This is a genomic window from Ensifer sp., from assembly GCF_035999185.1.
Taxonomy (GTDB): domain Bacteria; phylum Pseudomonadota; class Alphaproteobacteria; order Rhizobiales; family Rhizobiaceae; genus Ensifer.
Genome location: NZ_DASYHB010000138.1, coordinates 1 through 13,099, shown reverse-complemented (window position 1 = coordinate 13,099; position 13,099 = coordinate 1). Strand labels below are relative to the sequence as shown.

Annotated in this window: 9 protein-coding genes; 1 reads left to right on the top strand and 8 read right to left on the bottom strand. The window is 63.4% G+C overall.

Annotated elements, in window-relative coordinates:
- The 7 genes from VGO04_RS17790 to VGO04_RS17760 form a co-directional block, all read right to left on the bottom strand.
- A partial coding sequence (locus VGO04_RS17790; protein WP_327497304.1) for a sugar ABC transporter substrate-binding protein occupies positions 1–747 on the bottom strand: 747 nt, incomplete at its 3' end.
- A gap of 20 nt (positions 748–767) precedes the next feature.
- Positions 768–1,916 carry an ABC transporter ATP-binding protein gene (locus VGO04_RS17785; protein ID WP_414650560.1) on the bottom strand — a complete coding sequence of 383 codons (1,149 nt, stop codon included), beginning with the start codon at positions 1,914–1,916 and terminating at the stop codon, positions 768–770.
- 193 nt (positions 1,917–2,109) lie between these two features.
- On the bottom strand, positions 2,110–5,142 hold the full coding sequence (locus tag VGO04_RS17780) for an aminotransferase class III-fold pyridoxal phosphate-dependent enzyme (protein WP_327497303.1): 3,033 nt from the start codon (positions 5,140–5,142) through the stop codon (positions 2,110–2,112).
- A gap of 17 nt (positions 5,143–5,159) precedes the next feature.
- On the bottom strand, positions 5,160–5,852 hold the full coding sequence (locus VGO04_RS17775; RefSeq protein WP_327497302.1) for an SDR family oxidoreductase: 693 nt from the start codon (positions 5,850–5,852) through the stop codon (positions 5,160–5,162).
- Positions 5,833–7,482, bottom strand: a complete 1,650-nt coding sequence (locus tag VGO04_RS17770; RefSeq protein WP_327497301.1) for an amino acid ABC transporter permease — start codon at positions 7,480–7,482, stop codon at positions 5,833–5,835. Before VGO04_RS17770 ends, VGO04_RS17775 begins: the two co-directional genes overlap by 20 nt.
- A gap of 79 nt (positions 7,483–7,561) precedes the next feature.
- Entirely contained in the window at positions 7,562–8,308 is a 747-nt protein-coding gene (locus tag VGO04_RS17765; RefSeq protein WP_327497299.1) for a transporter substrate-binding domain-containing protein, read from the bottom strand.
- 19 nt (positions 8,309–8,327) lie between these two features.
- Positions 8,328–9,398 (bottom strand): LacI family DNA-binding transcriptional regulator, encoded by a 1,071-nt coding sequence (locus VGO04_RS17760; protein ID WP_327497298.1) that lies wholly within the window; start codon positions 9,396–9,398, stop codon positions 8,328–8,330.
- A gap of 259 nt (positions 9,399–9,657) precedes the next feature.
- On the opposite strand from VGO04_RS17760, the gene VGO04_RS17755 reads away from it, so the two are divergent.
- Complete coding sequence (locus VGO04_RS17755) at positions 9,658–10,059, top strand: VOC family protein (protein WP_327497297.1); 402 nt, start codon at positions 9,658–9,660, stop codon at positions 10,057–10,059.
- 105 nt (positions 10,060–10,164) lie between these two features.
- Here the strand turns inward: VGO04_RS17755 and VGO04_RS17750 are convergent, their stop codons facing one another.
- Positions 10,165–13,020, bottom strand: coding sequence for a DNA translocase FtsK (locus VGO04_RS17750; RefSeq protein WP_327497296.1), 2,856 nt, complete (start codon positions 13,018–13,020; stop codon positions 10,165–10,167).
- Between the last annotated feature and the right edge of the window lie 79 nt (positions 13,021–13,099).

The window sequence follows — 13,099 nt, the reverse complement described above, 5'->3', positions numbered from 1 at the left end:
GCTGCCCGACGTGTCGTCGCCGAGGTTCAGCGTGATCGCTTCCTGCGTCTTGGCCATGTCGGCGAACATGTCGAGCACTTGCGCGGCCGCATCGCTGTTCATGTAGCCGTCGATCTTTTTGCCATCGTCGGAGATGTACTTCGTGCCGTTCGACCAGAGGAACTGTTCGAAGTCATAGGGGTCGGGCTTGGCGTCGACGGCGAAGCCGTAGACCTTGTTCGGCTCGTCGCGGAACTTGGCGGCCTTGGCGCGCAGGTCGTCCCAGGTCCAGCCGTCCTTCGGCTCCTCGACGCCGGCCTTGGCGAACATGTCCTTGTTGTAGAAGACGACCTGCGTGGTGAAGCCCGAGGGCATGCCGTAGGTCTTGCCCTCGACGCGAACCGTGTTCATCAGGCCTTGCGGAAAATCGTCCGGCTTGATCTCGGCGGCGTCCTTGGCGATCAGATCGTCGAGCGGCTTCAGCGAGGTGTAGTATTGCGGGAAGTTCCACATATACATGACGTCGGGCGGGTTGCCGGCGCCGAAGGCGGCGATCAGCTTCTGGTCGTAGCCGTCTGCATAGGGTTCGACCTGAACCTTCACGCCCGGATGCTTTTCCTCGAACTTCTTGGCGATTTCCTGCTGGATCGCCAGGCTTTCGTCCGTGTCCCAGGTCGCAAAGCGCAAGACCTCTTCCGCGCGGGCCGTCGCGGTTCCGGCCATCGCCAGAACCATCAGCGAGCCGATGATCGACTTCCTGTTGAGCATGCTTCTCCTCCTCATTCGGGTTACGCGACCCGCTTTGCCTTTTCCTGATTGATCAGCGCCTGCGTTTCGCCATCGAGACGTCGGGCAACCGCCTGGCCATCGCCGTCGAACAGATGGCAATGCTCGGCGGGCAGACGCAGGTGCACGCGCTCGCGTGCCGACACCGGATGGGTACCGCGCACGACGGCGGTCATGTCGCCACCATTTGCAAGGCTGATATGGACATGGCTTTCGGTGCCGAGGCGCTCGACCAGGCGCACGTCGCCGACGAGATGGCCCTCCTCGGCCGAAACCAGCTCGATCTTGTCCGGACGAATGCCGAGCGTGACGGACTTGGGCTTGGCAACCGGTGTCGCAGACTGCATTTCGAGCGTCAGCGGATGGACGAGACCGCCGCCATTGAGCGTCACGGCTGCATCGACCTGCCCGGCCACTTCGGTCGTGACGAAATTCATCCGTGGCGAGCCGATGAAGCCGGCGACGAACAGGTTGGCCGGCTGGTAGAAGAGTTCGAGCGGCGTGCCGAACTGGCTGACCTTGCCCTTGTCGAGCACGACGACCCGATCGGACAGCGTCATCGCCTCGACCTGGTCGTGGGTGACATAGATCATCGTCACGCCGAGGCGCTCGTGCAGTGCGGCAAGCTCGACGCGCATGGTGACGCGCAGGCCGGCATCGAGGTTCGACAGCGGCTCGTCGAGGAGGAAGAGTTTCGGCTCGCGCACGATGGCACGACCGATCGCCACGCGCTGGCGCTGGCCGCCCGAGAGCTGCCGTGGCTTGCGGGCCAAGAGTTCCTTGATGCGAAGGATGTCGGCGGCGTTGTCGACACGACGGTCGATCTCGTCGCGCTTCATGCCGTTCAGCGCCAGGCCGAAGGAGAGGTTCTTGCGCACGTTCATGTGCGGGTAGAGCGCGTAGTTCTGGAAGACCATGGCGATGTCGCGCTTGGCCGAGGCGACATCGGTGATGTCGCGATCGCCGAGCCGGATCGAACCTCCGTCGAGATCCTCAAGGCCGGCGATCGAGCGCAGCAGCGTGCTCTTGCCGCAGCCGGATGGGCCCAGGAAGCAGACGAACTCGCCGTCGGCGATGTCGAGATTGATACCCTTCAAGACTTCGAGCGAACCAAAGCCTTTGCGCAAATTTTCGATGCGGATCGCTGCCAACGGGCCCTCCCTGCCGGCCAGCGCTGCTATGCCAACGGCACGATCGCAGCACTAAGTTAAACGTTTATATACACGATAAAAACGTTTAACTTTCTTGTAAAGCAGAAAATCACATCGATCCGATTTTGCTGTTGAAGCCTACGGGCGACAACAAAAACGGCCACCCGAAGGTGGCCGCTTTTGGCTTTTGATCTCAGACGCTTAGATGCCCGAGCGTCTCGTCGAGCGCATTGAGGAAGCGGTCGCAATCCTCGGCGCTGAAGGGCGCCGGCGGCTTCACCTTCAGCACATTGTGGTGCGGCCCCTCGCTGCTGAGCAGAATGCGATGCTTACGCTTCATCTCAGCAATGACGAAGTCGAGCTCGCGCGCCGCCGGCTCCAGCGTCTCGCGGTCGCGCACCAGTTCGATACCGTTGAAGAGGCCATGCCCCCTGACGTCGCCGATGATCGCATGTTTTGCGACAAGCGCCCGTGCGCCATCCATCAGCCGGTCGCCAACGACACGGCAATGATGCATCAGCCGCTCGTCGCGGATGACGTCGAGCACGGCGAGACCGATTTCGGCGGAAACCGGATTGCCGCCGAAGGTGTTGAAATACTCCATGCCGTTGGCAAACGAGGCGGCGATCGCCTCTGTCGTGACGACGGCCGCCATCGGGTGGCCGTTGCCGATCGGCTTGCCCATGGTGACGATGTCGGGCGTAACACCCTGCAGCTCGTGCGCCCACATGTGGCTACCGACGCGGCCAAAACCGACCTGCACCTCGTCGGCAAGGCAGAGGCCGCCGGCGGCCCGCACATGGGCATAGGCCTCACGCAGGTACCCGTCGGGCAGCGACAGCTGCCCGCCGGTGCCGAGAATGCCCTCGCTGAAAAACAGCGCCGGGCGACGACCATCGGCGGCAAGGGCTGCCACCTGATTTCGCACGTCCTCGGCATATTTCCGGCCCGCGTGCTCATCGCCATAACGATAGCGCCCGCGGTAGAGATCGGGCATTTCGGCGACCTTGACATGTGCTGCCTGCCCCTCACCGCCCTTGCCGGCGAACTTGTAGGGGCTGACGTCGATCAGGCTCGACAGATGGCCGTGATAGGCGTGATCGACCGTGATGACATCGCGGTTGCCGGTATAGGCGCGCGCCAGGCGGATCGCGAGGTCGTTCGCCTCGCTGCCGGAATTAACGAAGAAGCAGACGTTGAGCGGATCCGGAAACTGCGCCGCGAGACGACGCGAGTACTCGACCAGCGAATCGTGCAGGTAGCGTGAGTTGGTGTTGAGTTTCTGCATCTGCGCCTGCGCGGCTTTGACGACGCGCGGGTGGCAATGGCCGACGTGGCAGACATTGTTGACCATGTCGAGCCAGCGGGTGCCCTCGTCGTCGATCAGATGCGCGCCCTCGCCGCCGACGATTTTCAAGGGTGCAGCGCTATAGGCGATGCTCAGCGATCGGCCGATGCGGCGATGGCGCTCGCGCACCAGAAACGCCTTGTCGCGCGGAACGATGACCGACACCGGAACCGAGAGGCCGAGCACGACGCTCGGATCCGGGCTCACCTCGCGCCACACCTGCCACTGGTCGCGCACGCCGACGCCATGCATTTGACCGCCGAGGCCGAGGTGATCGGTGACAATCTGGAAATGCAGATGCGGCGCCCAGTTACCGTTTTCCTCAGCCGAGCCAAAGGCGGCGAAGACTTCGCCCTTGGCAATCAATTGGCCCCGCGAGAGCTTCGCGACGCCTTCGCGCGCGAGATGGCCATAAAGGGTCCAGAAGCGCGCACCGGCTTCGATCTCATGCTCAATCAGAACGGTCGGGCCAAAACCATAGGCGACCGCATCGTCATGGATGAAAGCAACCTTGCCGGCAAAGGGAGCGGCAACCGGTTCTCCGGCCGGCGCGAAAATGTCGACGCCGAGATGCACGGAGCGTCGAGCGCCGGCAACCGATGTTGCGTAGGCGTCCCCCTGATAGATCCCGCGATCTTCGCCATAGAGCCCAATGCCGAAGGCGGCACGCTCGCTGCCGATCTGCGCCATAATGCGCGCCTCGGCTTCTGCGGCATCGCGGCTCGCCCATTGCGTCGCCTCGGGGCCGGATGCGGAAAAGTCGAACACCGCGACCTTCGGCCTGGCGACATCAGGGCGAACGATCGGCGCGAAATCATGCGCGTTCTTTTCGAGCCAGCGCACGACGGCTGCGGCCCTCGGGATCGGAGAGAACCCGCAGGCGTCGCGGATGCGGGCGATGGCGATCGCCCTGTTTTCGCCTTGCAGGCGGTTCAGTTCCCGCCAGACGTCCTCCTGACTGACGAGCAGGTAGGTGTTGTCAGGATTGTCGCGGATCTGCTTTGCCGCCATGCACATGCTGACGGCGTAGCGGGTGAGCACGAGATCGAAGACAAGCTCGACCTCCGTTTCGCTCAAGCGGTTGGCCTGATGATAAGCACCGGCAAGGGCCGCAACGGTTCCGACTGGATCGGCGGACCCGATCAGCGCATAGGCCGAGGCGACGGCGATCTCGATCACCCGGAAGGTCTCGACCATGTCGCCGAAATCGAGCAGACCGCTGACCTGGCCCTGACCGTCGAGCAACACATTGTAGTCGTTGGCGTCATTGTGAATGACCTGCATGGGGCAGGTCGTCAGGCGTGGCAATACCGTCGAACCGAAATGATCGAGGATCGTGTCAACTGCCGCGCGCTTTTCAGCGCCGTCGATCAGTTCCACGTGTTTGCGATGCATGTCGGCCCGGCCGATGTCCCAGGCATAGAGCCGCTTTGCGCCGGCATGGGTGAAGCCTTCGAGGCTGCGATCAAGACCGGCCAACAGGCGACCTAGGCTTTCCGTACTGGCCACATTGCGCACCGGCGCCTTCGCCCAAATATCTCCCGGAAGCCACGACAGGAGCCGCGCCGTGCGCGGACCGCGAAGTTCGATCTTGCCGGTTACGGCGCCTGTACGGTCGCTGAACGCGCGCGATAGCGGCAACCCCGGCGCCCTGGTGGCCAGATGATCCAGCACCGCCACTTGCATACCCAGGTCATCCGCATCGCCGTCCGCGTGCAGCTTCAGCAGGAATTCCTGACCATCGGCGCCCGAGACCCGGTAGTTGAGATCATGTTCGCCGGGCAGCGGCGAAAGACTTGCCTCGATGCCGTAGGTATCGCTCAGCCACGCCCGGATCGTCGCCAGTTCCTGCTCGGTCTTCAAATCACGCTCTGCCATTGTCTCTGCCTGTCTTGTCACCACGAAACCCGCCGCCCGTCATAGGCGCGGAAACTGCCGCTGGCGGCCATATCTGCCTTGTCGATGATCGCCTTCAGCCCGGCTGCACTCGCAGCCACCGAAACGACGGCATCACTGCCGCCCATGTCCGTCTGCACCCAGCCTGGATGCAGCGACAGCACGGAGATCCCGTCGCTTTTCAGATCCTGCGCCAGCTTGACCGTCGCCATGTTCAGCGCCGCCTTCGAGCAGCGATAGGCATAATCGCCGTCATCGTCGTCGAGCGTGCCTTCGGCAAGCGACCCGGCGCGGCTGCTGATATTGGCAACGACCCTGCGCTCGCCGGCCCGCAGGTTTGCGATCAGCGCTCGCGTCACCAGTAGCGGCGCCAGCGCATTGATCCGCATCACGTCGAGAAAACCGTCCGTATCGAGCGTCGAAAGACCGCCCGTATCGCCGCGCACTGCCGCATTGTTGATCAGCACGTCGATTGCGACGCCCTGCAGCGCCTCTCCCAGCGCGTCGATCGATGCGAGATCGGCAACGTCGAGCGGCAGTCGATCTGCCGTCCCTGTGTGCGGGGCCGAGCCCCGAACACAGGCGATGACACGCCAGCCGTCCGCCGCATAGATCCGCGCCAGTTCGGCGCCGAGCCCGCGGGAGGCGCCTGTGATCAGGACCGTCGGTCGTCTAGCGGTGCTTGATGTCATATTTCCGCTCGACCATGTTGACGAGGCTGGCGGCCGCCAGCGTCAGGAAGATGTAGAAGATCGCCGCCGAGTTATAGGGTGCGAACGGCAGGAAGCTTGCCGACTGGAACTCACGCATGCGCTGGGTGATGTCGCGGATCGATAGGATCGAGAGCAGCGACGTGTCCTTGAGGATCGCGATCAGCTCGTTGCCGAGCGGCGGAATGATGATGCGGAAGGCCTGCGGCAGCACGACAAGGCGCGCCGTCTGCCAGCGATTGAGGCCGATGCTGCGCGCCGCCTCCACTTGGCCGACCGGAATGGCGTTGATGCCCGAGCGGAAGATTTCGGCGAGATAGGCCGAATAGGCAAGCGCCATGGCGACGATGCCGCGCATCAGGTTCGGCGGATCGAGCACGCCTTGGGTGGCATCCTTCAGCGCTCCGCTCAAGGGCAGGCCGACATAGAGCACGATCACGAGCATCGGGATGCCGCGGATCGTATCGACGATGAACTCCGACCCGATCGCCAGCGGGTGGCGCTGGTGCAGGTAGCCGCCGAAGGTCAGCAGCCCCAGGATAATCGCAAGCACCGCGACGGTGACGCCGGCAGCACGATCACGGTCGTTCAGTGCTTCGGTCTTCCAGAGCACCGGCATGTCGGCCGGCGCCGAAGCGACCGGCAGCAGTGCTGCCGAAACGCCCTCGCCCTTAGCGATCGAGGCCAGCGCCTCGGTCGGGCCGACAAAGGTTCGCACCGGCGTTTCCGTCTGCGGCGCGCCGTCATACTGGCCGAACCGGACGGCGCTGATCAGTCCCGCCGGCGTGTTGGTGACGATGCCGACCTTGCCCTCGAGCGTGCCGGCCAGCACGTAAGTATCGCGTGGCTGCATAAGGAACCAGCCGGAGGCAAGTGCCAGCACCAGCGTGGCGATCGCGAAATAGAGGCTTGTTTTGACCGTCGAACGCAATTGCAGCAGACCGACCCAGACAAGGCCCATCAGGGCCGCCAGGATGTAAGCCGCGATCGCCGCGCGGATCGTGGTCGCCACACCTGCCGCAAAGGCGATGTGCGCAAAAAAGAAGACGAACACCAGGCCCGCGCCGTTGACGAGGCCGATGAGCCAGCGCGCGACGCGCCGCACGCGGTCATCGGCGCCCCGGCCCTTGCTCAGAAAGAACAGGCCAAGGCCGATCACGGTAATCGCGAAATAGGTAGGAAACAGCCAGGCCTCGATGCCACGCACCATCAGGTCGGCGGCTTCGGTCAGTTGCCTTGGGGTCACGCCCTTGGCGATCAGCGTCGACTTGAACGGATCGACGCCGTTGGCGACCACCGAAGCGATGAAGGGGTGGATGTTGTGGCCGATCAGCAGCACGGCTGCGGCGGCAAGATTGAGCGCGGCGGCGACGTTCGCGAGCCGGGGGCGCGGCGCCTTGGCGCGCGAAAACACGAGCACTGCGATGCCTGAGGCAAACGCGATCGCCAGTGCCAGAAAGCCCGGCACGAAGGCGGACGAACCGTTCTCGACACCGAGGATCGCCCGCAGCGAGCGCTGGTAGTCGCCGGAGGAAATGAAGAGATAGATGATAAAGGGCAGCGCGGTCAGGATGATGAGATTGCTCGGACGCACGCTTCTCAGGAACGACATTCATTCCTCCGGGGGCATAGATAGACAGACGGAAGACCCGGAGCGCGAGCGCGTTCCGGGTCCGATCGGCATAAGGAGCTTACTTCAGGCCCCAGTACTTGTTGATGAGCTGGTCAAGCGTGCCGTCGTCCTTGATCATCTTCAGGCCCTCGTTGAAGGCCGCGACGTTTTCGTCGCCCTTGCGGAAGACGAGGCCGAGCGGATCGGATTCGAGATCCTTGATCGCAACGACCAGCTCGCCCGCGAATTCGCGTTCATAAGCTGCGGCGTTCGCACCGTTGATGACGACGCCGTCGACGTCCTTGTTCTTGAGCGCGATGATCGCAGCGCTGAAGGTGTCGTAGGCGGCGACGTTCTCCTTGCCGACGACGCTCTCGGCAACCTGGGCATCGGTCGTGTTGGCCTGAGCCGAGAGCTTCCTGCCGGCGTCCTTGAAGCGATCCAGCGTGATGCCCTGATCTTCGACCCGCATCAGCACGGCCTGGCTGTTGACGATGTAGGGATCGGAGAAATCCATCGCCTTCTTGCGTTCCTCGGTGATCGAGACGCCGGAGGCGACCAGGTCGAAACTGCCCTGGTCAAGCGCTGCAAAGATGCCGTCCCAGCCGGTCGTGATGAATTCGGCCTGGCAGTTGATCTTGGCGCAGACGGCGTTGAGCACGTCGACATCGAAGCCGACGACCTGTCCGGTTGCCGGATCGATGCTCTCCATCGGCGGCGATGTCGTGTCGGAGCCGACCTTCAAGAGCTTGCCGCCGAGATCGGCGGCGTGGGATACGCTGGAAGAAAGGGCCGCAAAGGCCAGGGCAATCATCAGTTTTTTCATGGTTCTCCTCCTTGGATGATTAACGTTTCAGGCGGCCGCCGAGGTCATCGGACTGGCGCGCAATCAGGGTCGGCCGGAAGACCTGCCGCAACGCCTTGGGATCCTCACCCTCCATGCGGCGCAGCAGGAACTGACCGAGCGTGCGGCCGAGCACCTCGATCGGCTGGTAGAAAGTCGTGACCGGCGGGGTGAAATAGGCACTGACGTTGATGTCGTCATAGGCGATGACGTCGACGTCGACGCCGACTTGGCGTCCGAGGGCGCCAAGACCCGAGAGGACACCGAGCGTGGTGGATTCGTTGATGCAGACAAACGCGGTCGGGGCGTCGTCGAACTGCAGGAAATCGATCACCGTCTGCCGGCCGAAATGGGTCGAGAGATCGCCTTCGGCGATCAGCTCCATCGGCGCATCGAGGCCGACCTCCCGGAAGGCCCTGACAAAACCGTCGATCCTGTCGAGCGCATAGGAAAGCCGTCGCTGCGGGTTGACGAGCGCGATCCGTCGGTGGCCGCCGGCGATCAGCCGGGCGGTTGCCGCGTAAGCGGCCCATTCATTGTCGATATCGACATGCGCGTAGGCGAGATCCTTGCGGCAGCGCCCCATCGAAACAAAGGGAAACTGTTCGGCGACGAGCAGATCGATCCGCGGGTCCTCGGCGAGAATGCCGGAAAAAATCAAACCGTCGGCCAGGCCCTGGTCGACGATCCGGCGCGCCGCTTCCGCGCCGTCGGCCGCATCGCGGATGATGTGCACGGACATGCGATAGTCCGTGCCATCAAGTGCCTGGCTGATGCCGCTCAGTGTCTGGGTATATTCGACGCCGTCCCATTCGTAGTCGCGCGCCGCGGTCACCGGCATCAGCACGGCCGCCTGAAAACTCTTGCCGGTGCGCAGCGCCATGCCACGCGCATTGGCCTGGTAACCGACCTCGCGCGCCGCCTTGTAGATAATGTCTCTGGTTGCTGGAGCGACGACCGGAGATTCGCGCAGCGCTTTTGAGATGGTGGCGATGGAATAACCCGTCATCTCGGCCAGCGTCTTGATCGTCGGTGGCGGTGCGCGCCGCGCCCTGTGCATCTCAGTCGCCATGCACCCTCCCAGGCTTGCAGCTTCCCCTTGGATTATGCGTAACAGCCAATAAAAACGTTTTCAAGAAAAAATATAAACGTTTTTATTCTCGCATGTGAACAATCTCCCCGAACAGAAATGAGGTGGTCGGGTCGATTGAAACCCGCTCCCGACACGGACGTACCGGACGATCATGGGCTCAGGACACTGGCCGCCCTTGCATCTGTGGGCCGTTCGGCATCTGTTGGCACCTCCAACGTCCAAGCGGGGTCGATGACCGATGCTCCATCACGTTTCCCTCGGTGTCGCTGACATCGAGTGCGCCGCGAAATTCTACGACGCGGCGCTGGCGCCGCTTGGCTATGTGCGCGTGTGGGACGACCTTCGACCGGGCGAGCCGGACCAGGCGGTCGGCTATGGTCTCGAAGGGGGCGGCGACAAGCTGGCGATCAAGTTTCGCCCGGAAGGCCAGAAAGCGCCTGGATCAGGTTTCCATCTGGCCTTTGTGGCCCCGAACCGGCGCGCCGTTGACGAATTTCACAGGGCCGCCTTGTCATACGGCGGCCGGGATAATGGCGCGCCCGGCCTGCGGCCGCACTACGGCTTCAATTACTACGCCGCCTACGTCATCGATCCGGACGGCCATGCCATAGAAGCGGTGTTCAACGCTCCGATGGCATGAGGGAAGCCTTGAGGGTGGGCGCGGCAACACCTGCGTGAACGGCAAAGGCCGCGAAACCAGAGTTTCGCGGCCTTTGCCGTCTTGATCGATAGCCGTTGAGGCGGATCAATCCATGTCGTCGTTGTCGGGCGGGCTCATATGGTCACGGTTGCCGTAGATGATCTCGCGCTTTCCGACGTGGTTCGCGGCGCCGACGAGGCCTTCTTTCTCCATGCGCTCGACAAGCGAGGCAGCACGGTTGTAGCCGACGCCGAGGCGGCGCTGGATGTAGGAGGTCGAGCACTTCTTGTCGCGCAGAACCACCTTGACCGCCTGGTCGTAGAGTTCGTTGCCGTCTTCCGACGCAAGCGCACTCTTGTCGAAGACCGGGGTGTCTTCCTGCGGCTCCTCTTCCTCTTCTTCCGCCGTAACGGTTTCGAGGTATTCGGGACGCCCTTGCGTCTTCAGGTGCGCCACGACGTGTTCGACCTCGAGATCCGAGACGAACGGCCCGTGCACACGGGCGATGCGACCGCCGCCCTGCATGTGCAGCATGTCGCCCTGGCCGAGCAGCTGTTCGGCGCCCTGTTCGCCAAGGATCGTGCGGCTGTCGATCTTCGACGTTACCTGGAAGGAGATGCGGGTCGGGAAGTTGGCCTTGATCGTGCCGGTGATGACGTCGACCGACGGACGCTGCGTCGCCATGATCAGGTGGATACCGGCGGCGCGCGCCATCTGCGCCAGCCTCTGGATCGCGCCTTCGATCTCCTTGCCGGCGACCATCATCAGGTCGGCCATCTCGTCGACGATGACGACGATATAGGGCATCGGCGCGAGATCCATTTCCTGCTGCTCGAACAGCGGCTCGCCGGTGCCCTTTTCGAAGCCGGCCGGGACGGTGCACATGACAGGCTCGCCCTTGTCGCGGGCAGCCGCTGCGCGCTGGTTGTAGCCGTCGATGTTGCGCACGCCGAGCCGCGACATCTTGCGATAGCGGTCTTCCATCTCGCGTACGGCCCACTTCAGCGCCATCACCGCCTTCTTCGGGTCGGTGACGACAGGCGTCAGCAAGTGCGGAATGCCGTCATAGACGGAGAGTTCGAGCATCTTCGGATCGACCATGATCAGCCGGCACTCTTCCGGCTTCAACCGGTAGAGCAGCGACAGGATCATCGTGTTGATCGCCACCGACTTGCCCGAGCCGGTGGTGCCGGCAACGAGCAGATGCGGCATCTTTGCAAGCTCGGCGATGACGGGCTCGCCTCCGATCGTCTTGCCCAAGCACAGCGCCAGCTTGTAGCCGGTCTTGCGGAAGTCGACGGATTCGATCAACTCGCGGAAGTAGACGGTCTCGCGCGTCGCATTCGGCAGTTCGATGCCGATGACGTTGCGGCCGGGAACGACGGCAACGCGAGCCGAAAGCGCCGACATGGAGCGGGCGATATCGTCGGCAAGGTTGATGACGCGCGACGACTTTACGCCAGGCGCCGGCTCGAACTCATAGAGGGTGACGACCGGGCCAGGGCGAACGTGGATGATCTCGCCCTTGACGCCGAAGTCTTCCAGCACGCTTTCAAGCAGGCCGGCATTCTGTTCCAGTTGCTCCTGCGTCATGAAGAAGCCCTGACCGACCGGCGCCTCCTGCAGAAGTTCCTCGGACGGATATTCGTAAGCGTCGCCCGCAAATGTGCGCTCGACAACACCGATGGCCGGCATGCCGGTCGGCGCACGGGTAACCGTCGCCGGCATGGTGATCGCGGCTTTCGACGCGACGGGAGCGGGCTGTTCGATCTCGACCGGTTCAGCCTCGACGATCTCGGGCTCAGCCGCAGCCATGGCTTCTAACACATCGGCAACGGCAGGATGCGCCGGCTCAACGGCTGGAGCGTGCGCCGCCGGCGAAGCTTGCTCATGCGAAACCGCGGCAGCCTCTGGCTTTGCGCCGCGGACGTCGACCACGCGAAACAGCGAGGTAATCGCCGTCGGCGGCATGCGGCGAATTTCGACCGGGCGTACCGGCGCCGGTGGGGCGACAGCAGCGGGAGCAACGACGGTGGCCACAACGGGCGTCATCGGTGTCGACGCGGGCGTCTCGACAAAGGGTTTCGGATGGGTGGCGTCTTCGGCGACGACCTCCGCATCGTCGGCCGGGCCAAATTCGAAGAAGGCGAAATCCGACAGGAAGACCGAATGCTGGGCACCCTGATCGGCGGGTGTTTCGGCCGCTGGCCGCGCTTCTGCGACCGGCGCGGAAACGGCGATCGGTGTCGTCAGAACCGGCGCAAGCGCGACAGCGTCATCGGCCTCTGCACGCTCGAGCATTGCCGGCTCGATCGTGTTTTGCGCGGCGGTCCAGGTCGGCAGCTGGTTGGTCAGCATGCGCAGCAGTTCGGACGGGCTATAGGACGGCAGCGTGACCTCGGCCGGCGGCACGTCTTCAATGGCGGGGGTAGAGGCTTCCACCGGCGCAGGCTCAGCCGGAGCCGCGACAACGGGCTCCACGGCTTCCACGTTAGCCGGCGCGGCCTCCGACACCACAGCGACAGCTGCTTCCTCAGCTTCGATTGCCGTTTCGCTTTCCTCCACCAACGGCGCGCGCCGCTTCATGAACTCACGCTCCGGCGTGCGGGTGAAGCGGACGTTTGGCGCCAGGAAGAAATGGCTCTCCCAGGTCGAATCGCCGTAGTGGCCGGCAATCTCGGAAAGGGTCGGCAAGGGTTCGCTCATCGTCGACGTCACCTGTGCAGGAGCGTAGGCCGAGCCGTGTCCGTAAAGGCGCGTGGCACGGCTCGCGGTTTCGGCCTGCTGGTTGGCAGGACGGCGGGGCGCCGCTGGCGCCTCGTACAGCTGATAGGGGTCGGCGGGTTCCGCCTCATGGGTGGGCATACCGCTCAACGCATCGTCCTGCGGATCATCGAAGTAATCCGCCTGGTTTGCATCATGCAAAGCAGCCTGTGAGAAGTTTGTCCTGGGAATACGCATGGGTCCTGGAAGAGCTAGAGACATCGCCGCGGGGCCTTCTAAGCGATAGGAAATGAAGGTTAACAAGTCCCTTCCAACG

Coding starts and splice junctions, on each gene's coding strand:
- VGO04_RS17780 (WP_327497303.1), bottom strand. CDS start 5,142: ATGGCAGAGCGTGATTTGAAGACCGAGCAGGAACTGGCGACGATCCGG.
- VGO04_RS17775 (WP_327497302.1), bottom strand. CDS start 5,852: ATGACATCAAGCACCGCTAGACGACCGACGGTCCTGATCACAGGCGCC.
- VGO04_RS17770 (WP_327497301.1), bottom strand. CDS start 7,482: ATGTCGTTCCTGAGAAGCGTGCGTCCGAGCAATCTCATCATCCTGACC.
- VGO04_RS17765 (WP_327497299.1), bottom strand. CDS start 8,308: ATGAAAAAACTGATGATTGCCCTGGCCTTTGCGGCCCTTTCTTCCAGC.
- VGO04_RS17760 (WP_327497298.1), bottom strand. CDS start 9,398: ATGGCGACTGAGATGCACAGGGCGCGGCGCGCACCGCCACCGACGATC.
- VGO04_RS17755 (WP_327497297.1), top strand. CDS start 9,658: ATGCTCCATCACGTTTCCCTCGGTGTCGCTGACATCGAGTGCGCCGCG.
- VGO04_RS17750 (WP_327497296.1), bottom strand. CDS start 13,020: ATGCGTATTCCCAGGACAAACTTCTCACAGGCTGCTTTGCATGATGCA.